Raw genomic sequence first — 23019 nt, forward strand, 5'->3', positions numbered from 1 at the left:
CTTTTGTGCTGCTTGATAGCTTATTAGCCCACACCAATTGGCTCGGTGTAGCAAAACATCCTATCGGATGTTCAGCTACATTCCCTCGCCACCTTATTTTAAAGTTGATTTGCTTTTCTTCACCTGCGCGAGTTGCCCCAGTGCGTTTTATCCGAAATAGACACACCAAAATTCACAAAAAAGATAGCAAAGTTAGTGAGTGGTCGTTTTACGTCAAGGTCAAGCCCTTCGGGTTTCTCACAAAATCTCCACCCATTCGGGTAGTATTTTGCTCGAAAACCTTGCCTTTAAAACCCCAATCCTGATTTGATGGCTTTCTTTTTTTTCTCTTTTTTTCTTTTCAAAAAACATTGAATTTGAACCAAAACCACTTCTTCGATTTCCTCAATCCGATTCCACTTTTTCGACAACGTTCCGACTTCGATTCGGACATAAGGCGTACATATTCCACCTCTATAAATAATTGGGTGCAGTTATCACGCATAAAAAAATCTCACCTATTAAGATGAGATTTCAAAAAGTCCTGAAAGTCCTGATAAGGTCTTTTTAGACTATTTTTTATTTGGATCATTATCTGCTTCATCAATCTTTACAGCAGTTTGAGCAACAGCACTGGCGATTGCACCACCTAAAGCCAAATATCCTGCAACTGTAATGACAGTAGCTGGAAGAACAACAGGAGCAGCTAAGATAGTACCGCTAATCGCAGTTAAAGCTAATCCAACATTACGAACGATTTTAAACCATTTTGGTGTTTCATTGGTTACACGCTCAACTAAATTTAAACTATCCTTTTTCATCACGTTTATTTTTAAGATTCAACATTTCAAGAGTTGTAATTCTTGATTCTAAATATTCTACACGCTGACTGAGTAAATCATAACTGTTTTTAAATTCAGTTTTGATCAATAAAGCCATCGTTTTTACTTCTGTAATATCCTTTTCCATTTTTTTAAAATCAGCGTGTAATTGCTTAATAAAGTAGGCAACCACTGCCAATAATAAACTTGAAACTGAACCGAAAAGGACATTTAAAACCAATTCATTTTCCATAACTTCTGATTTTAGAATTGAAAATTATTCTCGATTCGAATTTGATTTTCTTTGCTTTTGGCAATCTTCAAAAGTTTAGGATATACCATATCATAAGCTTTACGACTATGGGTAACTTGATAATCACCATTGATCAATTCAAAACCAAACCCAGTCAACGGACATCCTGCAGTTTGTAAATACGTATTTCCGATATGGATATATACATAATCAAAATTCGGAAGCTGATCAATTTCAATCATACCTTCGTGAACTTTACCCATTAGATTTTTATACTTGGTATTCATACCGCCCCAAGAATTGACAATCAATTTAAAATCACCCGTAGGTATTGCAGTTTGCTTCGGTATCTTATCGGCTCGTATTTTATCTTCTAAAAAATAACATTGAAAGATTCCATCAATGTATAAATGGCTCAACGTACTTTGCTTCCCTTGAGCCACACGCACAATTTTTACATGCATTATTTATTCAATTAAGGTGAAACAAAAAAGAGCCTTTTCAAATCGAAAAGACTCTTTAACCAACCAACAGCTTAAAAAGCATCTTCGATTTTCAAGCAGTTTCCAGAGGCGAAAGGATAATAATTTCCGTTGACTTCTTGAAAAAATTCAATACCGATACATTGCACAACCGTAACATTGTTTGCCAAAGTTGGCGCACCTGGTAAAGCTGCCGAAATCGTACTTCCGGCATACGGAACATTTAACGGGATATAAGCCGAGTATTCAACAACATTTAATTCGTTATTAATAGCATCGTCAGGCTCATAATTTCCAGTTGTAGGATTGAACGAGAAATCCGATAAAACAGCCAAGGCATTAATTAAACGAAAGTGTGTAGTACCAGCAGGAGCAGAAATCAATTCAGCAGGATTAAATGCTGCAACAATAAATTCCGCTTCGTTTCTATCAACGTTGTGTTCCACATCATAAGGCGCATTAAAAACACCATTAATCGAAAGCTTTTTATCAAACTCAAAACCAATTAAATATTGGCGTTGAGTAGAAACTTCAACTTTACGATAACCTCTGGCTTCTGTACCATCTTCTAAGTTGATTTTCTTCATAACTGAAGTTAATCGACCTGTAACTTGACTATCTGCCATTTTACTCATGACTTGAGAAAGAGCGGTACGCAACGATTTTCCAGTTCTTGCACAACCACCAAACTCATTCATATTTTCACGAGTACGTTCAAACTCAGGTGCAGATTTTACCTGCTGAGCAGTTGGACCACCAACCATACCGGCATAAAAACCTGGTTGTCCCTTAATTTTAAAATGACGTACATCTCCAATGGTTCCGATGTACTTCATTAGTCCTTTTTGTCTTGCCATAACTTTAAATTTATTAGTTAAACATTTGAGAATAATACTATTACAAAGTTGAATAATTAAATTTGTATAGACAATATGTAACTAATTGCAATACAATGAAATACAGTGCTAAAGAACCTTGTTACCTGGAAACATTTTATAATGTATTGGAAATCAAAGATGCAGATACTTTGGTGGTTAAACACGCTTTTTCGAAAGAAGAAAAAGAAATTCGATTATACGGAATAGATGCACCAGAAATCCGAAAGAATAGAAAATTAAAAATAGATGAAGAAAAAACGCATCTTCCTGCTAGTTTGTTGATCGAGTTAGGATGAGACGCAAGAAATTACCTAACTAACGTTTTGAGTGTTGGAGATAGAGTAACCATACTTACAGAAATAAAAAATGCCTACGATTTTTATCATAGGTAATTAGGTTATGTCATCCTGGAATCAGGCGAATGTTTGAATGAATTGTTGCTTCAAAATGGATATGCCAAAGCATCAAGAGACTATTATTGTTCCAAATTAGCAGAATATCAGTTGATGAATCGTACTGCTCAGTTAAATAAAGTCGGTTTATATGCTCGAATTTCGCATTTTTAAGTCTATATCAAATGTTAAAATTTCGTTTTTTATGGCTTAAAATCTATGCTCAACAAAGACTTAAAACATACTTTTCCAATTGTTGTACTTATGTTGTATCAAATGTTATAATATGAGTAACTAACCCAATAAAATCAACACTTTGCAAAGAAACTTTGGATATAGTTGAATTATCTGAAGAAAGCGTTAAGAAAATAGACAAAATTCAACGTTCTTATTTGATTGAATTGAAAGTTCCGTCAAATAAATTGCGCGAGCATGTCAAATTTGCAGTGGAGAAAGGAATTATTATCGATCATATTTTAATTAATAATGAAGAAATGACCTTTGAGAAATATGAGAATGAGTTGAAAAATGAAAACAATAAAGCAGTTAAAATTTCGCAACAAATCGAAAATAAAGTCAACAAAGCGTTGATAAATGATGCGATTTCTTATGCGACTATTGCATATCAATTATCAGAAGAACCACGAGTTGTAACGAATATTTTACCACAAACCGATCTGAAAGCGTATAGAGAAATCAACTTAGGATATGAGTTAAAACAAAGTTGGAAAGATGGAATGTATCATTTCAAATCAATTTTGATTATTTTCTGTCAATTTCTGCCAACTATTCTTTCGGTATTGTTTTTGTTTTTTAGTATCAAGTATGTTGTGAAAGTAGTGAAGAATAAAGAAACGAAACAAAAAATATAAGTAAATCTCTATTTGTCAAATGAATAAGAAAAAACTGATAATATTTAGGTTTTTGTATTGATTAGAAGTAAAAAAATACTATTTTTGCAATAGAAGCTAGAATAATTGAAATTCTCAGGAGATGGAAAAAATGGTGAAATTTAATGAACTTGAAAACAAAGTTTTAAGTGTTTTAGGCCAACTTGGGAATTATAAAGATATATTGAAGGGCGCTGAAAACTCGATACAAGAATTGGAAAAATTGCAAAATGAAATCAATTCTCTAAAAGAAGAAAATGCCCGATTGAAAAATAAATTGAGAGATTCGCAAGCGAATAACTTAAATTTAAATGAGGAAGTAAAACGATTAAAAGTCGTTAATGCAATGAGCGGAAATCAGGAGTACAAACAAATGATGAAGCAAAGAATGAACAAATTAATAAAAGAAGTCGATACGTGCATCGCTCAAATTAAAACTAATAATTAATAAAAGAATGTCAACTCAACGAATTGAGATAAAAATTGCTTCACGTCATTACCCAATGACGATTAATTCTGACGAGGAAGAAATGTTACTTTCTTGTGCAGAAGAAATAAATGGTATTTTGAAACAATTTGAACAAAAGTACGCTGTTTCTGACAAACAAGACGCGCTTGCAATGGTGACAATTCAGTTAGCTTTACGCGAAGCAAAGCTGAAAAAGCAAGTGAAAGATAACGAAGAAATGACAACAGAGCGCATTTCGAAGTTATTAGAATTGATTGATCAGTCAATCGCAAAATAAGAGAAGTTCTGACAGTTGTGAAACTGTCCACTAAACAATATTCCTACATTAGTTCTAGCTATTTTGGTTAACTCAACACTAGTTTTGTTACCGAGTGAACACCGTTCGGAAAGCGGGCCGCAACCTTTTAGGTTCATTTATTTGACAGCGGATACTTGACTGACGGACTAACTCAAATCCTGTTTACAGGAGTTAACTCAAAACATACTTTACTAATGTAGGTTTTTTTATATATAAACATTACATAATCTATGGACCCAATTATGACAATAATTATTGCAATTGTTACATTAATCATAGGTGCAGCGGTGGGATATTTCTTATCAAAAAAATCAGTTGATAAACAGAATCAAGAACTGATTGACGAAGCAACTCGCAAAGCACAAAATTTGATTAATGATGCTGAGAAAGATGGTGAAGCCATTAAAAAAGAGAAAATTTTTCAAGCCAAAGAAAAATTTTTAGAATTAAAATCTAAACACGAAGAAGTTGTTAATCAACGTGAAAGAAAAGTAGCTGATGCTGAGCTTAAAGTAAAAGAACGTGAAGAGAGAATCAAAACGGACTTAGTAGAAATTCAGAAACAAAAAGATCAGATTAAATCTGAGAAAGGAAATATACAAGCACGAACAGAAAAGCTTAATATTAAGCAAAAAGAAGTGGATACGATGCACAAAAAACAAGTAGAAATACTTGAAAAAATTTCGAATTATTCTGCTGATGAAGCACGTGCTGAATTGATTGAAGTCTTGAAAGACGAAGCAAGAACGAAAGCACAAGCTCATATCCAAGAAATTATGGAAGAGGCTGAATTAGATGCGAAAAATGAAGCGCGTAAAATTGTAATTTCTTCTATTCAACGAATCGGAACAGAGCAAGCGATAGAAAATGCAGTTTCTGTGTTTAACATTGAATCTGATGAAATCAAAGGACGTATCATTGGTCGTGAAGGACGTAATATTCGTGCAATAGAAGCTGCTACAGGAGTTGAAGTCATTGTTGATGATACGCCAGAAGCGATTATCCTTTCTTGTTTCGATCCTGTTCGTCGTGAAATTGCTCGTTTATCTTTACATCGTTTAGTAACAGACGGACGTATTCACCCAGCACGTATTGAGGAAGTTGTTGCGAAAACAACAAAACAAATCGAGGACGAAATCATCGAAGTTGGTAAGAAAACAATTTTAGATTTAGGAATCCACGGTTTACACAAAGATTTGGTTCGTATCGTTGGACGAATGAAATATCGTTCTTCTTATGGTCAAAACTTGTTGCAACACTCTCGTGAGGTGGCAAATTTAGCAGGAACGTTGGCTGCGGAATTAGGATTGAATCCTAAGTTAGCGAAACGTGCAGGTTTATTACACGATATTGGTAAAGTTCCGGAGCAAGAATCTGAATTGCCTCACGCAATTTTGGGTATGCAATGGGCAGAAAAATATGGAGAACATCCAGATGTAATTAACGCGATTGGAGCTCACCACGACGAAATTGAGATGACTTCTTTAATTTCACCACTTGTACAAGTTGCCGATGCGATTTCTGGTGCTCGTCCAGGTGCTCGTCGTCAAGTTGTGGAATCGTATATGCAACGTTTAAAAGATTTAGAAGCTACGGCTCTTAACTTTGATGGTGTAGAAAAAGCATACGCGATTCAAGCTGGTCGTGAGTTGCGTGTGATTGTAGAAAGTGATAAAGTTGATGATACAAAAGCAGCTGAATTATCGTTCTTAATTTCAGATAAAATTCAAAACGAAATGACTTATCCAGGTCAAGTTCGTGTAACTGTAATTCGTGAAACGCGTGCAGTAAATATTGCAAGATAAAATTTAGAATTTAATCATATTCTTTAGGCAAGTCTACAACAAGGCTTGCCTATTTTTTTGTGTTAAATTATAGAAAATTAATCCAAGTTATAGTTGTTATTTTGATAAAAATTATTAAATTATAACGAATAAAAATACGAAAATAATCGATTAATAATCAGATAATTAACAACTTGTTGATAACCTTTTTAATTTTTAAGATTACAAAATTTTTAATTGTAAAATCTTATCTTAATTTTGAAAGAATCGATGAGTAATTGAAACGAAAATGTAACCCTATTGAGGTTCAAATTTCTAAATAAAATAAAAGAACCAACTTTAATTTATTTGGAAGAAAAAATCGTTTTTATCAAAGTTTATTAATCTAAAAAGTCCAAAAAACTATGTCTATTTTTGATAAAAGGGTAAATTATAAACCATTTGAATATCCTGAAATTTTAACCTTTACAGAAGCAATCCAAAAAGCATATTGGGTACATGGAGAAGTAGATTTTACTTCAGATATCCAAGATTATCATGCTAATTTAGATGATGCGAAACGCGAAATTCACAAACGTTCTATTTTATCAATTGCCCAAGTTGAGGTTACAGTAAAAGGATTTTGGGGAGATTTGTATCACTATTTTCCAAAACCAGAATTGAATGGATTAGGTGCTACTTTTGCAGAATGTGAGTTTAGACACAGTGAAGCATATTCGCGTATTTTGGAGGTAAATGGTTATTTGGATGAATTTAATGTAGCCTTACAAAATCCAATTTTCAAAAGCTATAATACGTTTGTTGGCGAAATTATGCGTGACGAGAGCAAATCAATTGTAGAGAAATTATTGTTCTTTGCATTGGTAATCGAAGATAGTTCGTTGTTCTCGAAATTTGCAAATATTTTGGCATTTACTCGTTTTGACGGTTTAATGAAAAATACTGCAAACATCATTGCTTGGACATCTACAGATGAGCAAATTCACGCAAATGCGGGGATTTATTTGATTAATAAAATTCGTGAAGAAGGTTTATTACCAGAGGAATTAGATCAAAATTGGGTAGAAACTGCTGTTCGTGGTTATATTGACCAAGAAAAAATGATGTTAGATTGGATTTTCGAGAAAGGAGAATTTGGTTATTACTCAAAAGCAGATTTATTAAACTATATGAAATACCGTATTGATGAAGCAATTGCTAAAATTGGATACAAAAAAATATTTCATATTTCCCAAGAACAGTATAAACCGATGGCTTGGTTTGAGGAAGAAGTTTTTGCGAGTAGTTTAGACGATTTTTTCGCAAAAAGACCAGTAGATTATACTAAACATGACAAAAGTATTTCGGCAGACGATTTATTTTAAACCGCCAAAACTTTTTATCAAAAACACAACTATAAATAAAATTATTTAACAATATCACATCATTATAAATTCTAAAGCTATGGACAATCCAATACCACACGACGACATTCAAAATATATTTTTTGACGGTGAAGCACCAAAATTATGGTGGAAAAACTCTGAATCTGAACAAATTTTGAATAGAGGTTATTTATTGAAAGGGGAAACAGTTGAAGGAGCTATAGATCGTATCACGGCTGCGGCTGCAAAACGTTTATACAAACCAGAATTGCAAGAATCTTTCAAAGAAATGATAGAAAGAGGTTGGATGAGTTTATCATCTCCAATTTGGGCAAATATGGGAACAGAGCGTGGTTTACCAATTTCTTGTTTCAATGTTCATATTCCAGATAGTATTGAAGGAATTACGCATAAATTAGGAGAAGTTATTATGCAAACTAAAATCGGTGGTGGTACTTCTGGTTATTTTGGTGAATTGCGTGAGCGTGGAGCGGCGATTACAGATAACGGAAAGAGTAGTGGTGCTGTTTCGTTTATGGAATTGTTCAATTCTGCGATGAATGTGGTTTCTCAAGGTTCTACACGTCGTGGAGCTTTTGCGGCTTATTTGGATATTGATCATGATGATATCGAAGAATTTTTGAAAATTAAATCGATAGGAAGTTCAATTCAGAATTTATTTTATGGTGTTTGTGTGCCAGATTATTGGATGCAAGAAATGATTGATGGAGATGCGGATAAACGTCAAATTTGGGCGAAAGTTTTAGAATCACGTCAAGAAAAAGGATTACCATATTTATTCTTTACAGATAACGTAAATAAAAATAAACCACAGGTTTACAAAGATTTAGGAATGTCAATTAATGCTTCTAATCTTTGTTCAGAAATTATGTTGCCTTCATCTGCTGATGAATCATTTATTTGTTGTTTATCTTCTATGAACTTAGAGCTATACGATGAATGGAAAGATACTGAGGCAGTACGTTTAGCAATTTTCTTTTTAGATGCAGTTTTACAAGAATTCATCGAAAAAACAGAAGGAAATCATTATTTAGCATCAGCTAATCGTTTTGCAAAACGTCACCGTGCATTAGGTTTAGGTGTATTAGGATGGCACTCTTACTTACAACGCAACATGATTCCTTTTGAAGGAATGGAAGCGAAATTACGTACAACAGAAATTTTCAAGCATATTCAATCTAAAGCAGATAAAGCTTCGGAAGAATTAGCTCGTATTTATGGTGAACCAGAGGTTTTAAAAGGCTACGGACGTCGTAATACAACAACTTGTGCAATTGCACCAACTACGTCTTCTTCTGCGATTTTAGGACAAACTTCTCCAGGAATTGAGCCGTTTGCTTCAAATTATTACAAAGCAGGTTTATCGAAAGGAAACTTTATGCGTAAGAATAAATATTTGACTAAATTATTACAAGAAAAAGGAATCGATAACGAAGATATTTGGCGCGAAATCATGTTGAATGGTGGCTCTGTGCAACATTTAGAACAATTGACAAAAGAGGAAAAAGATGTGTTCAAAACATTCAAAGAAATTTCTCAATTAGAAATTGTTCAACAAGCAGCGATTCGTCAAAAATATGTAGATCAATCGCAGTCATTAAACCTAAATATTCCACCAGATTTACCTGTGAAAGAAGTTAACCGTTTGATGATCGAAGCTTGGCAATTAGGTGTAAAAACATTGTACTATCAGCGTTCACAATCAGTTTCTAAGGAATTAGTTGCAAACTTAGTTTCTTGTTCTTCTTGTGAAGCTTAATAGGAAATGATATATTTTATTACAAATAGAAAATCCGCTCATTGAGCGGATTTTTAGATTTTATGAATTTTTTAGATTTAGTTATTATTGAACAAAAATTTACTGATTTAAAGTCGTTGAAAAGAACGGCTTTATTAATTAATATTATTGGATGCATTTTAGGTTTGAGTACATTAGTTTTTCAGTTTTTTAATGAAATTTTAATTTATTTATCTTTTGTTTATCCTATTTTTTGCATCATTTTAGTTAGATATTATCGAGGTTTGATCTCAATTGAGCCTGAAATTAGACCAAATCTTCCAACAATTTCTATAGGTTTTATGTTATCTTGTTTTGGATTAATCATTAGAACTGCTATGGATTACAATGTCTTAGATTATAAAAATGTATGGGTTCCTTCGAGTGTTATAGCGTTATTAATCTTAATAATCTATTATTTTAATCAATTTAAAATATTGATTTACAACAAGAAAAATTTTGTTTATAATGTTTTTATCATAATATTAATTGAAGTATTTTCTATTTATTCTGTTATATTCATTAATTGTAAGTATGATCAATCTACTCCTCAAATTTATGAAACTCAGATTTTGAAAAAAATTAAGAAAAATAGTAAAGGAGGTAGTAGTTATTATTTAATAATTGAAGATTGGAACAATACATTTATAGAAAAAGAGATAAAAGTAGATTATAAAAAGTATTACTCAAGTTTTGAAGGAGAAAAGCTTAAAGTAGCAGAAAGACGAGGAAGATTTGATATACCTTGGTCTTATTTTATAGAGTAATTAGTAAGCTATTTTAATAAAGTTATTGATTTATCAATAAAAATAGTGCATTTTACTTTTGTTTTTCCATTTAGCTTAACTTTCATATAATCAAGTGTAAATTATTCTAACCAAGATAAGACTCTATTTTATCAGATTATTAACTGTCAAGCCAATCATCAATTGATCTGTGTGTGATGTTTTTTGACTCTGTAGCATATAACCAGCTTCTAAACTAAAAGTTGGCGAAATAACGTAACCAAAGCTTAAACCAAGTCGATTTCTATCAAACGTTTTATCTTTTACAGCTTGTAGAAAAATCTCATCATACGCTTTCAAATACCACGTATTTTCGATTAATTTGGCATTATTCAGCGGAACGGTTGCAGTCAATTGATAACGAAATCTAAATTGTGTATTATTTTCTAAAAAGCGTTCTTCGACACGAAAGCGATGCGCAAAATTAAAACGTTGTAAAGCTTGTTTTGTATTGAATTGTTGATACAAACGATGTTCGTGACTATGAGCATAATCATCTGTAGCAGTAGGAGTTCTGTTTTGAATGTAGGCGTAACCAGCTAAAATTGTATTGTTACTTTCTGTTAAGTTGTAACCAATTCCTCCTCGAATCAAAAGTTGTTGTAATTGATCTAAATCTTCGTACGAACGATATTGTATATCCGACTGAAAATTAAAATCTTTATTGATTTTATGATTGATATTTAAGGCATTCCAAGTCCTGAAATCACTTTCTTGCGCTTGTACCCCGAAGTTGGCTAAAACAATAAAACAGGCTAATATTTTCTTCATTCATTCAATTTTAACGAAAAATAAAAAAAGACACGAAAACGAATCGTGTCTTTTGTCATTATAAATTAAATTTATTTTGTTACATTTTCACTTTTGGTAGAATATCTTTTCCAAAAATTTCGATAGATTTCATCATATCCAAGTGATTTGGCGCTCCCACGTCCATGTGTGCAGAAAAACGAGTTAAACCAAACATTTCCTGATATTTCAAAATACGATCAACCGCTAAAGAAGCGTCTCCAACAATCAAATGTCCATTTGTAGAACGTCCATAGTCAAACTGTGGTTTTGTATATTTTGGCCAACCTCTACTTGCTCCAATTCTATTCATTTGTGCACCATAAATTGGAAAATATTCTTCTGCAATTTTTTCGCTATCTTCTCCAAAAAAAGAGTGCATGTGAACGCCAATTTGCATCGTTTTAATATCATGACCATTTTCGATATAAACTTGTTTATAAATTTCGAACAGATAGTTAAAATCAGCAGGATTGCCTCCAATAATCGCGAAAATAATAGGTAAACCTAATGTTGCAGCACGTACAATTGATGATTTTGTTCCGCCAACAGCAATCCAAATAGGTAGTTTTTCTTGCACAGGCTTTGGATAAACACTTTGATTAATAATTGGCATTCTAAATTTTCCGCGCCAATTGATTACTTCGTTTTTATTTAAATCTAAAAGTAAACGAAGTTTTTCATCAAAAAGAGCATCGTAATCGTTTAAATCATAACCGAAAAGAGGAAAAGATTCGATGAATGAACCGCGTCCAGCCATAATTTCAGCACGACCATTCGATAAATTGTCAACACTAGCAAAATCTTGATACAACTTTACGGGATCTGTAGAACTGATGACAGAAACGGCACTTCCCAACTTAATATTTTTTGTAACTGTAGACAAAGCAGCCAAAATAATTTCTGGAGAAGAAACTGCGTAATCAGGACGATGATGTTCTCCAATTCCAAAGAAATCTAATCCAATTTCGTCCATTAATTTTACTTCTTCTATAATCTCACTCATACGTTGTTGAGGAGTTTGTGTATAACCAGTTTTAGGATCAATATGTAGATCGCCAAACATTCCTATTCCTAATTCCATACTATTTTAGATTTAGTCAAATTTACGTATAGAATTTTAGATTTAAATTGATATAGGATAGTTAATAAAAGATCAAATTTGTATATTTAATGTTATATATTCTGTTATGGAAGAATTTTTAGCGAAATCGATTCAAAATGAATTGATTTTAATTTGTATATCGATTATAATTGGCGTTTTGATCGGTACGGAAAGAGAATATCGCAACAAATCTGCCGGTTTACGAACATTCATTTTAGTTAGTTTTGGTTCCTGTTTGTTTACAATTCTTTCGATCCGAATTGGAGTAGGAAATCCTGATCGATTGGCTGCAAATATCATTACGGGAATTGGATTTTTAGGAGCCGGAGTAATTTTTAAGGACGATAATAAAGTTGCAGGGATTACGACCGCAACTACTATTTGGGCGACTGCATCGTTGGGAATGTGTATTGGAGCGGGGTATGTTTATTTAGGTTTATTGGGAAGTGTTATCGTTTTGATTATTTTGGTTGGATTAACTTATCTTCAAAATTATATTGATGATTACCATAAAATTAAATATTATACAATTCTGACAAAGTCGAAAGAGGAATATGAATATTGTCAAACATTATTTAAAAAATTTGATTTAAAATTTTCGGTTGCTAAGCAACATGCTACAGATGGAAATGTTTCTACAACTTGGTTGGTTAGAGGTAAAAGTAAACAACATAAAATGTTGATGAAGCAATTATTAGATGATAAAATTATAAAAACCTATCAATTTTAATTAGCATGAAAAACCTAACAGATGACAAAAATATTTGGTTAGATGAACCGGAAGATCACGATTTTCCTGCTGCGCAAGATTATTTGGAATTAATTTTTAAGCCTGAAATAGCTACTTCACTTACAAATAAATTATCGAAAGCCGAAACAATCATCAAGAAATCCAAAGATATTTTTAGAGCGAGTAAATTGAGTTTGCTTCCTTTGGAAAATAGACATGTTCAAGAGAATTTCAAAAAAATAAAAGCAAATAAAAAGCTTTCTCCAATTTTGTTGGTAAGATCTGCGAACGAATTAATCATTGCAGATGGTTATCATCGCTTGTGTTGTAGTTATTATTTGACGGAAGATTTGGACGTTCCTTGTCGATTGATTTATGTCGAATAAAAAAGTGAAATCAAATCTTGATTTCACTTTTTCTATAATCTAAATTACTATCCGTGTATCGCTTCTTTATTTCCGTAAGATTGAATCAAATTTCCTTCAAAATCCAACCATTCTTTCCAACGTTTGTCCACATCAACATCAGTTGAAAGTTTTCGAGCAAAATTTAAGAAAGTGGTATAATGATTTGCTTCCGAAACCATCAAATCATAGTAAAATTTTGCTAATTCTTCGTCATTAATATTTTGCGATAATGTTCTGAAACGTTCACAACTTCTAGCTTCAATCATCGCTGCGAATAACAAACGATCCACAAAAGCCATATTACGAGAACCATCTTTTTTACAAAATTTCATCAACTGACCAACGTAATCATCTTTGCGCTCGCGACCTAATTTGTATCCACGACGCTCGATAATTTCTACAACCATTTTGAAATGTTGCATTTCTTCGATGGCAATATCTGACATTTCTTGAATAAATTCGTCATGTTCAGAATTATACGCAATCATTGTAATCGCATTTGTTGCCGCTTTTTGCTCACACCACGCATGGTCTGTTAAAATTTCTTCTAAATTTCTTTCCGCAATATCAGCCCAACGTGGGTCTGTCAAAAGTTTTAATCCAAGCATTTTTCGAAAAATATTAAGTCCAAATTTACGAAATTATATTGTTTAAAGATTGAATGTGAAAAATCGTTTTCTAAATGGTTTTCTTTTCAATCATTTCTAACATCACATCCGAAGCATGTTTAAAAGTTGGAGCTTGCTCTGTTAAACTTGCAGCATTCTTTTTATTGACTTTAAAAATTAAATCTTTCTCAATTGTAAATAATAAAGCGTTTGTAAATGGATTTTTGATGTAAGAACTCAAAATTAAAAAAGTCTGTTCAACACTATGAAATTGCTCAACTTCTTCGGTTTTATAACGAAATGTGAAGGCAAAATTGTACTCATTATTTTCTAAAAGATGTAAACGAACAAAAATATTTTTAAGATCAGTATCTCCAATAGTTTTGGCCATTGTCAATTTTGCAAAAGTTCCTTCTTTGATACTTGATTTTACTTGCTCGAAAAATTCTTCAAAAACAGTTTGATAAGACATTTTATATAATTTTAGCTGCAAATTTACATTAAAATAAGCCAAATTGTGTGTATAATATTTAATCTTCCAATTAAGAAACAGAAAGTGTAATTTTGTGGGATGAAAAAACTTTTAATCATTGGTCAAGTTTGGCCAGAACCAACTTCTTCTGCGGCAGGAACTCGAATGATTCAGTTAATCGATTGTTTCAAAAAAACTGAATTTGAGATAACTTTTGCGTGTGCTGCTTCAAAATCTGATTATAGTTTTGATTTGATTTCGAAAGGAATAAAAGAAGTTGTAATTCAGTTAAATGATGATAGTTTTGATAATTTTATTAAACAATTAAATCCTGAAATTATTCTTTTTGATCGTTTTATGATTGAAGAACAATATGGTTGGCGAGTTTCGAAAGAATGTCCAAATGCATTGAAAATTTTGGACACAGAAGATTTACATTTTCTACGAAATGCGCGACAAGAAGCAGCTAAAAAAGGAATAGAATTTACAGAAGATTTATTGTTTTCTGATTTAGCAAAACGAGAAATAGCTTCTATTTTACGCTGTGATTTATCGTTGATGATTTCGAAAAAGGAAATGGAAATTCTACAAAATCAATTTAAAATTGATGAAAAAATCTTGTATTATTTGCCTTTTTTAGAAAATGAAATTACAGAAGAAAAAATTAATTCTTGGAAAAGTTTTGAAGAAAGAGAATATTTTATGTTTATCGGAAATTTTATTCATGAACCTAATTTTAATTGTGTTCAGACCTTAAAAAAAGAAATTTGGCCAATTTTGAGAAAGAAACTTCCGAAAGCTGAATTACATATTTATGGTGCTTATGCAACGCAAAAAGTTTTGCAATTAAATAATCCTTCCGAACGATTTTTGATCAAAAGTAGAGCAGAAAATGCGCAAGAAACGATGTCAAATTACAAAGTTTTGTTGGCGCCGATTAATTTTGGCGCTGGTGTAAAAGGAAAGTTTGTGGATGCAATGCAAACTGGAACTCCTTCGGTTACGACTACGATTGGAGCAGAAGCAATGAAAGATAATTTTGATTGGAATGGTTTTGTAGAAGATGATTTTGAAGCGTTTGTGGAGAAAGCTATTTTGCTTTACAATAATGAGAAAGAGTGGGAAATTGCTCAACAAAATGGAATCAAAATTCTGAACGAGAATTACAATAAAAATAAATTTGAAGCTGATTTTTTAGAGAAAATTAAATCGATTGAAGCAAATTTAATCCAACATCGAAATCAAAATTTTATTGGTCAAATTTTGCAACATCATCATCATCAAAGTACAAAATATATGTCACTTTGGATTGAACAGAAAAACAAAAACCTTTCGAAATAGGGTGGTTTTTGTTGATTATTCTACTTTGAAGCTATTTACAATTTTGACAAAATCGCTTTTCATTATTTCTTGATTTTCGAAACTGCAATATTGTAAAATCTGATAGACAAATTCTTTCGTTTCGATTACAGTTTGCAAGAAATAAATATGTCCAGATTCGGGATCATTTGTTTCAAATTCGGTATAAGCATAATTGAATCCCTGTTCGTAGGCAACATAAGGTTTTTTGATATAATTAAACCCTTTTTGTGTTTTATATGGCTCGATAGAATTTAGCGTATAATCAATCATATCCAAATTAGAATCTGCCAATTTTAATTCATCTTTGTGTTCAAAAATCACAAATCCATACGAATTCGGCTTTGGAGCAAGACTTTCAAACTGAATAGTTGCATAATCATTTAACCCAACTGTACGCTGAAAATCTTTCGGGATAGTTAACGCAAATGATTCAGCTCCATGTATTTTCTGTTGAGCAAAAGCGGTAATACATGTAAAAAGAGTGGCGATGAATAACAATTTTTTCATTGGATGAATTTAGATGACGAATATAAAAAAAGCCTTGTTTATCACAAGGCTATAACGTTATTATTTAAAATAAATTGTTTATTTCGTTGAACAAGAATTATTTCCTGATTGACAAGGAGAAGTTCCTTCTACAATTTTTACACCTTCAACTTCTTTTATTTTACCAAAACCTCCAGCAACGTCAATCAAATTTTCGTAACCACGAGCGCGTAAAATTGAAGTGAAAATCATCGAACGATATCCTCCTGCACAATGTACTAAATAGGTTTCCTCTGGATCGATTAATTTCATTGATTCGTTGATGAAATCTAATGGAGCTGTAATCGCACCTTCTACATGAGAAGTTTCGTATTCACCTGGTTTACGAACGTCTAAAACTTTTAATTCAGTTTCGTCAATTAACTCTGCAAATTCTTCTGGAGAAATCGAAACAATTTCATCAAAATCTTTCTCAGCTTCAACCCAAGCTTGGAAACCATTGTTCAAAAATCCGATTACATTGTCGTATCCAACACGAGCCAAACGTGTTACTGCTTCCTCTTCTTCACCAATTTCGGCAATTAACAAAATTGGTTGTTTGATATCTGTAATTAATGTACCAACCCATGGTGCAAAATTTCCTCTAATTCCGATATTGATAGAATTTGGAATAAATCCTGCTGCAAAAGTTTGTGGATCGCGAACATCTAAAATTAACGCATTTGTATCTTCCGCAACTTGAATAAATTCGTCTGGAGATAAAGCTTTATTGGCACGTTCTTTCACAACATCCAAAGATTCGACACCCAATTTATTCATCATCACATTTTCTGGAAAATAGAATGGAGGAGGCATTAATCCTGACGTTAATTCAGTAATAAATTCCTCTTTTGTCATAGTAGGATTCAAAGCATAATTCACTTCTTTTTGATGTCCTAACGAATCAAAAGTTTCTTTACTCATGTTTTTTCCACAAGCAGAACCCGCTCCATGTGCAGGATATACGATAATATCATTAGCTAAAGGCATAATTTTGTTTCGTAAAGAATCAAATAAATAACCAGCTAATTTTTCTTGTGTTAAATCTGTATTTAATTTTTGAGCTAAATCTGGACGACCAACATCATCAATAAATAAGGTATCTCCTGTAAAAATTGCATAATCTTTACCGTTTTCATCTTTCAATAAATACGTTGTACTTTCCATCGTGTGACCTGGCGTGTACAAAGCTGTAATGGTGATATTTCCTAAAGAAAAAACTTCGCCATCAGTTGCGATATGTGCATCAAAATTTGGTTCCGCAGTTGGACCATAAATAATTGTAGCACCAGTTTTTTGAGCTAAATCTACATGTCCAGAAACGAAATCTGCATGGAAATGCGTCTCGAAAATGTATTTGATTTTAGCAATGTCTTTTGTTGCTTGATCGATGTAAGATTGTGTTTCTCTCAACGGATCAATAATTGCAACTTCACCATTGCTTTCTATATAATAAGCACCTTGCGCAAGACATCCGGTGTAAATTTGTTCAATTTTCATAAGAATGATTTAGTGTGTAAAAATACAAATATTTAAATTTAGAATTTTCCTCTGATGGATGAATTCTGATACTTTTCTTCTATTTAAACTCAAATAAGATTGATAGTTAGCCTAAAATTTATGAATGAAATCATAGGTTATTTGGCAATCTTTTTTAGATTAATAAATAATTCAGTTTTTGCTCTTGGCGGAATAGAATTGTAACAATTTTCCATGACTTTGAAATCAAAATAATCGTTGAAATATGTCTGATATTCAGTTTTATCACCTCCAAAAGGCGGCGTGTCATTTCCGAATTCTCTGTTGAATAATACTCCAACTAATTTTCCGTTTTCGGCTAGCAGTTCATTCATTTTGATGCTATAACTTTGACGTAATTTTGGCTCTAACGCACAAAAAAAAGTTTGTTCTAAAATCAAATCAAACTCACCATCTAACTCAAAAAAATCTTGATGAAGAACTTTGATATTGGGATTATGTTTAAATTTTTCTTTGATTTTTTCAACTACAATTTCCGAAATATCAATCAATGTAATATTTGTAAAACCTTGTTCCAAAAGGTATTCTGCTTCGTAAGCATTTCCACAACCAGGAATCAAAATACGGATATTTTTATCTTCTAATTGATCGATATACTCTTTTAGCGGAGTAGAAGGAGCTTTTAAATCCCAACCAGTTTGATTTGTGGTGTATTTATCGTTCCAAAAATTTTCGTTCAGTTCCATACTTTAAATTATTGAATTATAAATTCTTCGATGAACATAAAAATTGCCATTAAAATAATAAAGATAGCAAATGTTCGCTTTAGAAATTGTACTGGTAAAAATTTGTTGATGTAGGTTCCGATAAGAATTCCAACCATAGAAATTCCAATGAAAACACTCAAGAAACTCCAATCAATTTTGATGTGTAAAGCATCACCAATAAAAAATCCGATAAGTGAATTGATGGCAATAATTACCAATGAAGTTGCCGAAGCTCTTTTCATATCTAATTTTGCAACCATCATCAATGCTGGAACAATCAAAAAACCACCACCAGCACCAACCATTCCTGTTAATCCTCCGATTAAAAATCCTTGAATAAATAAAACAGGATTTAACTTATTATTTTTCTGATCAACTTCTACATCTTTCTTACCTTTTAACATAGAAATAGCGGCGAAAACCATCAGAATAGCGAATAAACCAAACATTGCCATTCGGCGTGTGACGATAAAATCGCCTATAGCAAATAAATTAGTTGGTAAGGCAGGAATTAAAAATGCGCGAACCAATGTAATTCCAACAACAGCTGGTAAACCAAATTGAAAAACAACTTTCCAATCAACCATTTTTTGCGAAGCTTGCTTTATTCCTCCAATCAATCCTGTCGATCCAACAATGCATAATGAATAAGCAGTAGCAATTTTTTCGTCGAAATGAAAAATATACGCTAAAATAGGAACGGCTAAAATAGATCCACCACCACCAAGAACTCCCATAATTAGACCGATGAAGAAGGCGCCTACAAAACCAAAAAACTCTATAAAATCCATTTTTTTTCTCTCGATTTATACAAATCTATAGCAAATACAACAACAATTACTATAGGTATATTATGAAATATTGTTGTAAATTAATACAAATGCCTACTAAATCAATAGACGTATATTATTTTACTTTTTTTAATTATTATGCAAATTTGGTGTAACATTTTCAAAAAAACTGCTACTAATGTTACATAAGCATAATAGATAAAAACTTAAAAAATACTAAATGAAGAAAATTTTTATGTCTATCTTATTTGCAGGATCAGCATTATTTGGTCAGCAAATAAAATTTGATGAGTATACTCTAGCAAACGGATTGCATGTTATCCTTCATCAAGATAATTCTGCTCCAGTTATTACAACAGGTGTTATGTATCACGTAGGTTCGAAAGATGAGCAAGTTGGTAAAACAGGTTTTGCACACTTTTTTGAGCATTTATTATTTGAAGGAACAGAGAATATTAAGAGAGGTGAATGGTTCAAAATTGTTTCTTCTCATGGAGGTTCTAACAATGCGAATACAACAACGGACAGAACATATTATTACGAAACTTTTCCATCAAATAATTTAGAATTAGGATTATGGATGGAATCTGATCGTTTGCGTCAACCAATCATCAATCAAATTGGCGTCGATACACAAAAAGAAGTTGTAAAAGAAGAAAAACGTTCTCGTTTAGACAATCAACCTTATGGTAAATTTTCGTACGGAGAAGCGGTTAATCCTCATGTTTTCAAAAAACATCCTTACCGTTGGAGTGTAATTGGTTCTTTTGAGGATTTGAGTAATGCAAAATTAGACGATTTCAAACACTTTAGTCAAACTTTTTATGTGCCAAATAATGCTGTATTAGTTGTTGCGGGTGATTTTAATAAAGACGAAGCAAAGAAATTAATTGAGAAATATTTTGGTGTAATTCCAAGAGGAAAAGATGTTGTGAAAACTGTTGTGAAGGAAGATCCAATTACATCAGAAATTCGTGCAACAGAATATGATGCAAATATTCAGATTCCTTTATTGGCGATTAATTATCGTACGCCAGATAACAAATCAAAAGATGCTTATGCATTAGAAATGTTATCAAGCTATTTAACAGGTGGAAAATCATCAGTTTTATATAAAAAATATGTTGACGAGAAAAAAGAAGCATTACAAATATTTGCTTTCAATCGTCAAATGGAAGATTACGGAATTTATTCAATCGGAATTTTACCTCAAGGAGAAGTTTCTTTGGATAAATTAGAAGGAGATTTACAACAAGATATAGAAAAAGTTCAAACAAATTTGATTTCTGAAGAAGATTACCAAAAAATCTTAAATGGAATTGAAAATAGTTTTGTGGCTTCAAAATCGGGTGTTCAAAACATTGCACATGCTTTAGCGGATGCTTATATGTTGGGCGGAGATACAAATAAAATCAACGAAGAATTGAAGGTTTATCAATCTGTAACAAGAGAAGATATTCGCAATGTTGCTAAAAAGTATCTAAACAAAAACCAACGTGTAATTATTCATTATTTACCAGAATCTAAAAAAGCTGCAAAATAAAAAACAACCGAATTATGAAAACAAAAATATTATCTCTTGCAATCGCTTTTATGGCAGTTAGCTTAAATGCGCAAGTGGCGATTCCAATGCCAAAACCAGGTCCAGCACCGACGGTTAATTTAGGAAAATCGAACGAATTCAAATTAAAAAATGGTTTAACAGTTATCGTTGTTGAAAATCATAAATTACCACGAGTTTCTGCTACATTAACAATCGATAATCCTCCATTTGCATTAGGTGCAAAAAAAGGAGCAGAGTCTTTGTTGGGCGAAATGTTGGGAACAGGAACAAAAACAAAATCTAAAGATGATTTCAATAAACGTATTGAGTTTTTAGGAGCTCGCGTTAATTTTTGGGAAGAAGGAGCTTCTGCAAGTTCTTTAACTAAGTATTTCAACGAGATTTTTGGTTATATGGCAGATGGAGCTATGAATCCAAACTTTACTGAAAGTGAATTTGCTGATGTTAAAAAACGTTACATCGAAGGTTTAAAGTCGAATGAAAAATCTGTAGAAGCAGCAGCATCTCGCGTTTCGAATATATTAGTTTATGGAAAAAATAATCCTTTCTCAGAATTTGATACACCAGCCCAAATTGAGAAAATTACATTGCAAGATGTGAAGGATTACTACAATACCTACTACAAACCAAACAATGCTTATTTGATTGTTGTTGGAGATATTTCGACAAAAGATGTAAAAGCATTGGCGGAGAAAAACTTTGATTCTTGGCAAACAGGAAAATTAAATATTCCAGCATTTCCAAAAGTAGAAGAAGTTACAAAAACGGAATTAAATGCGATTAATATGCCTAACGCAGTGCAATCTGTGGTCTCAGTTTCGTATCCAGTTCAGTTGACAAAGAAAGATCCAGATTATTATGCAGCGTTAATTGCGTCGTCTATTTTGGGAGGCGATTTTAATTCGAAATTGAATATGAATCTTCGTGAAGCGCATGGTTGGACATATGGTGCACGTGGTGGAGTTTCTGATTCTCGTTACATTGGACGTTTCAATACTAATGCAACTGTTCGTAACGAAGTGACGGATTCTGCTATCGTTGAGACGATGAAAGAAATTAAAGGAATGACGTTAAACAAAATTGATCAACAAACGTTGAATGATGTAAAAGCAAAATTCTTAGGAAACTTTATCTTGACTTTAGAAAGTCCTTCTACGGTTGCTAACCAAGCTTTAATGAAAAAGACAAATCAATTATCAGATAGTTTTTATGCAGATTACATCAAAAATATTAATGCTGTAACAATTGATGATGTATTACGCGTTTCGAAAAAATATTTCCGTCCAGATCAAGCAAAAATCAATGTAACAGGGAAATTAGAGCAAATTGCTCCAGCTTTAGAAAAGCTAGGTTACTCAGTTAATTACTACGATTCTTTCGGAAATAAAACTGATAAACCAACTTCTGGTGCAAAAACTACAACTGTTTCAGTTGCTCAAATTACAGATAATTATTTAAAAGCAATTGGTGGTGCGGATAAAGTAAAAGCTGTAAAATCTATTGTTCAGAAAGGAAAAATAGAGACAATGGGACAGAGTGGAGATTATATTGTAAAAGCAACTTCAAATAAAATTGCAACTTCATTTACGATTATGGGAATGACGTTTAAACAAGTTTTTGATGGGCAAAATGGTTATATGTCTCAAGCAGGTCAAAAAATGGATTTACCAACTGAAATGATAACGCCTTTAAAGAAAACAAATCCATTATTCTTTCCTTTATCAGAAGGGTATAAAACGGCAAAAGTTGAAGGGGTTGTTAGCGAAGATGGAGTAGAGTATTATAAAGTTTCTGCACCGGAAATCTCTCGTACAGATTATTATGATGTGAAAACAGGTCTATTAAAAAAGACAGATGAAGTTCAGAAAACACCTCAAGGAGATGTAATTGTTAATACAAAAATAAAAAATTACAAAGCTTTTGATGGAATATTGTTTCCTTCAGAATCAATTACAGAAACAGGTCCGCAAGTGATCAAAATTGTTATCGATTCAGGAGAGATTAACAAAAATGTAACTGAAGCTGATTTTAAATAAAACAATTCTTTTAAATATTTTTCAAATTAAAAAGGTAATCCGAGTTTTTGGATTACCTTTTTTTAGTTTTATAAAATATAAGCTTCTTCTAAGAATCTATTTTGTATCATTAATAATATAGATTTCTCTAACGTCTAGGTTTTAAAAATTATATTTAATGATTATTAAAACCAAAATAAAAAAAGCTCACC

At 32.1% G+C, this 23019-nt stretch carries 26 protein-coding genes; 14 read left to right on the forward strand and 12 right to left on the reverse strand.

Annotated elements, in window-relative coordinates:
- Positions 1-551: 551 nt before the first annotated feature.
- The 4 genes from B3J26_RS03955 to B3J26_RS03970 form a co-directional block, all read right to left on the reverse strand.
- Entirely contained in the window at positions 552-800 is a 249-nt protein-coding gene (locus B3J26_RS03955; RefSeq protein ID WP_038335651.1) for a hypothetical protein, read from the reverse strand.
- Positions 787-1053, reverse strand: a complete 267-nt coding sequence (locus B3J26_RS03960) for a hypothetical protein (RefSeq protein WP_038335652.1) — start codon at positions 1051-1053, stop codon at positions 787-789. Before B3J26_RS03960 ends, B3J26_RS03955 begins: the two co-directional genes overlap by 14 nt.
- A gap of 11 nt (positions 1054-1064) precedes the next feature.
- Complete coding sequence (locus B3J26_RS03965) at positions 1065-1496, reverse strand: DUF5675 family protein (protein WP_280037638.1); 432 nt, start codon at positions 1494-1496, stop codon at positions 1065-1067.
- A gap of 92 nt (positions 1497-1588) precedes the next feature.
- Positions 1589-2371: a hypothetical protein gene (locus B3J26_RS03970; RefSeq protein WP_291073379.1), complete on the reverse strand. Its 783-nt coding sequence runs from the start codon at positions 2369-2371 to the stop codon at positions 1589-1591.
- A 116-nt stretch (positions 2372-2487) separates the two neighbouring features.
- Between B3J26_RS03970 and B3J26_RS03975 the strand changes: the two genes are divergently transcribed.
- The 9 genes from B3J26_RS03975 (at position 2488) to B3J26_RS04010 (ending at position 10175) form a co-directional block, all read left to right on the forward strand.
- Positions 2488-2709, forward strand: coding sequence for a hypothetical protein (locus B3J26_RS03975; protein WP_291073380.1), 222 nt, complete (start codon positions 2488-2490; stop codon positions 2707-2709).
- Positions 2710-2817: 108 nt separating this feature from the next.
- A complete protein-coding gene (locus tag B3J26_RS14880) occupies positions 2818-2979 on the forward strand; it encodes a hypothetical protein (protein WP_414646896.1) in 162 nt (53 codons plus the stop codon).
- Positions 2980-3134: 155 nt separating this feature from the next.
- On the forward strand, positions 3135-3677 hold the full coding sequence (locus B3J26_RS03980) for a hypothetical protein (RefSeq protein ID WP_291073381.1): 543 nt from the start codon (positions 3135-3137) through the stop codon (positions 3675-3677).
- Between the two features lie 121 nt (positions 3678-3798).
- Complete coding sequence (locus B3J26_RS03985; protein ID WP_019975371.1) at positions 3799-4143, forward strand: hypothetical protein; 345 nt, start codon at positions 3799-3801, stop codon at positions 4141-4143.
- Positions 4144-4150: 7 nt separating this feature from the next.
- Entirely contained in the window at positions 4151-4441 is a 291-nt protein-coding gene (locus B3J26_RS03990; RefSeq protein WP_038335658.1) for a cell division protein ZapA, read from the forward strand.
- A gap of 263 nt (positions 4442-4704) precedes the next feature.
- Positions 4705-6267: a ribonuclease Y gene (gene rny, locus B3J26_RS03995; RefSeq protein WP_414646895.1), complete on the forward strand. Its 1563-nt coding sequence runs from the start codon at positions 4705-4707 to the stop codon at positions 6265-6267.
- A gap of 383 nt (positions 6268-6650) precedes the next feature.
- Complete coding sequence (locus tag B3J26_RS04000; RefSeq protein WP_280062989.1) at positions 6651-7610, forward strand: ribonucleotide-diphosphate reductase subunit beta; 960 nt, start codon at positions 6651-6653, stop codon at positions 7608-7610.
- Positions 7611-7689: 79 nt separating this feature from the next.
- Positions 7690-9390, forward strand: a complete 1701-nt coding sequence (locus B3J26_RS04005; protein WP_115001235.1) for a ribonucleoside-diphosphate reductase subunit alpha — start codon at positions 7690-7692, stop codon at positions 9388-9390.
- 41 nt (positions 9391-9431) lie between these two features.
- A complete protein-coding gene (locus B3J26_RS04010) occupies positions 9432-10175 on the forward strand; it encodes a hypothetical protein (protein ID WP_291064672.1) in 744 nt (247 codons plus the stop codon).
- Between the two features lie 123 nt (positions 10176-10298).
- Here the strand turns inward: B3J26_RS04010 and B3J26_RS04015 are convergent, their stop codons facing one another.
- A complete protein-coding gene (locus B3J26_RS04015; protein WP_291073385.1) occupies positions 10299-10964 on the reverse strand; it encodes a DUF2490 domain-containing protein in 666 nt (221 codons plus the stop codon).
- A gap of 79 nt (positions 10965-11043) precedes the next feature.
- On the reverse strand, positions 11044-12066 hold the full coding sequence (locus tag B3J26_RS04020; RefSeq protein ID WP_219035004.1) for an LLM class flavin-dependent oxidoreductase: 1023 nt from the start codon (positions 12064-12066) through the stop codon (positions 11044-11046).
- A 106-nt stretch (positions 12067-12172) separates the two neighbouring features.
- On the opposite strand from B3J26_RS04020, the gene B3J26_RS04025 reads away from it, so the two are divergent.
- Together B3J26_RS04025 and B3J26_RS04030 are read left to right on the forward strand one after the other, a co-directional pair.
- A complete protein-coding gene (locus tag B3J26_RS04025; protein WP_280037384.1) occupies positions 12173-12817 on the forward strand; it encodes an MgtC/SapB family protein in 645 nt (214 codons plus the stop codon).
- A 5-nt stretch (positions 12818-12822) separates the two neighbouring features.
- Complete coding sequence (locus tag B3J26_RS04030; RefSeq protein ID WP_286496269.1) at positions 12823-13203, forward strand: hypothetical protein; 381 nt, start codon at positions 12823-12825, stop codon at positions 13201-13203.
- Between the two features lie 47 nt (positions 13204-13250).
- Here B3J26_RS04030 and B3J26_RS04035 read toward each other — a convergent pair whose 3' ends face one another.
- On the reverse strand, positions 13251-13832 hold the full coding sequence (locus B3J26_RS04035; protein WP_115001228.1) for a tRNA-(ms[2]io[6]A)-hydroxylase: 582 nt from the start codon (positions 13830-13832) through the stop codon (positions 13251-13253).
- Between the two features lie 70 nt (positions 13833-13902).
- Positions 13903-14304 carry a hypothetical protein gene (locus tag B3J26_RS04040; RefSeq protein ID WP_280051750.1) on the reverse strand — a complete coding sequence of 134 codons (402 nt, stop codon included), beginning with the start codon at positions 14302-14304 and terminating at the stop codon, positions 13903-13905.
- Between the two features lie 99 nt (positions 14305-14403).
- Between B3J26_RS04040 and B3J26_RS04045 the strand changes: the two genes are divergently transcribed.
- On the forward strand, positions 14404-15645 hold the full coding sequence (locus B3J26_RS04045) for a glycosyltransferase (protein WP_291073387.1): 1242 nt from the start codon (positions 14404-14406) through the stop codon (positions 15643-15645).
- Between the two features lie 15 nt (positions 15646-15660).
- Here the strand turns inward: B3J26_RS04045 and B3J26_RS04050 are convergent, their stop codons facing one another.
- From B3J26_RS04050 to B3J26_RS04065, 4 genes are all read right to left on the reverse strand, one after another.
- The gene (locus tag B3J26_RS04050) at positions 15661-16173 is read right to left on the reverse strand and encodes a hypothetical protein (protein ID WP_291073389.1); all 513 of its coding nucleotides are present in this window, start codon (positions 16171-16173) and stop codon (positions 15661-15663) included.
- Positions 16174-16251: 78 nt separating this feature from the next.
- Positions 16252-17691: an MBL fold metallo-hydrolase gene (locus B3J26_RS04055; RefSeq protein WP_291073391.1), complete on the reverse strand. Its 1440-nt coding sequence runs from the start codon at positions 17689-17691 to the stop codon at positions 16252-16254.
- 137 nt (positions 17692-17828) lie between these two features.
- Positions 17829-18416 carry a methyltransferase domain-containing protein gene (locus tag B3J26_RS04060; protein ID WP_291073393.1) on the reverse strand — a complete coding sequence of 196 codons (588 nt, stop codon included), beginning with the start codon at positions 18414-18416 and terminating at the stop codon, positions 17829-17831.
- Between the two features lie 8 nt (positions 18417-18424).
- Positions 18425-19228 (reverse strand): sulfite exporter TauE/SafE family protein, encoded by an 804-nt coding sequence (locus B3J26_RS04065; protein ID WP_291067148.1) that lies wholly within the window; start codon positions 19226-19228, stop codon positions 18425-18427.
- Between the two features lie 220 nt (positions 19229-19448).
- Here B3J26_RS04065 and B3J26_RS04070 point away from each other — a divergent pair, with 220 nt between their 5' ends.
- Together B3J26_RS04070 and B3J26_RS04075 are read left to right on the forward strand one after the other, a co-directional pair.
- Positions 19449-20771, forward strand: coding sequence for a M16 family metallopeptidase (locus B3J26_RS04070; RefSeq protein WP_291067150.1), 1323 nt, complete (start codon positions 19449-19451; stop codon positions 20769-20771).
- Positions 20772-20785: 14 nt separating this feature from the next.
- Positions 20786-22828 (forward strand): M16 family metallopeptidase, encoded by a 2043-nt coding sequence (locus tag B3J26_RS04075; protein WP_291073394.1) that lies wholly within the window; start codon positions 20786-20788, stop codon positions 22826-22828.
- Positions 22829-23019: the final 191 nt, after the last annotated feature.

The sequence above is a fragment of the Empedobacter sp. UBA5987 genome (genome assembly GCF_002429865.1).
Lineage (GTDB): Bacteria > Bacteroidota > Bacteroidia > Flavobacteriales > Weeksellaceae > Empedobacter > Empedobacter falsenii_B.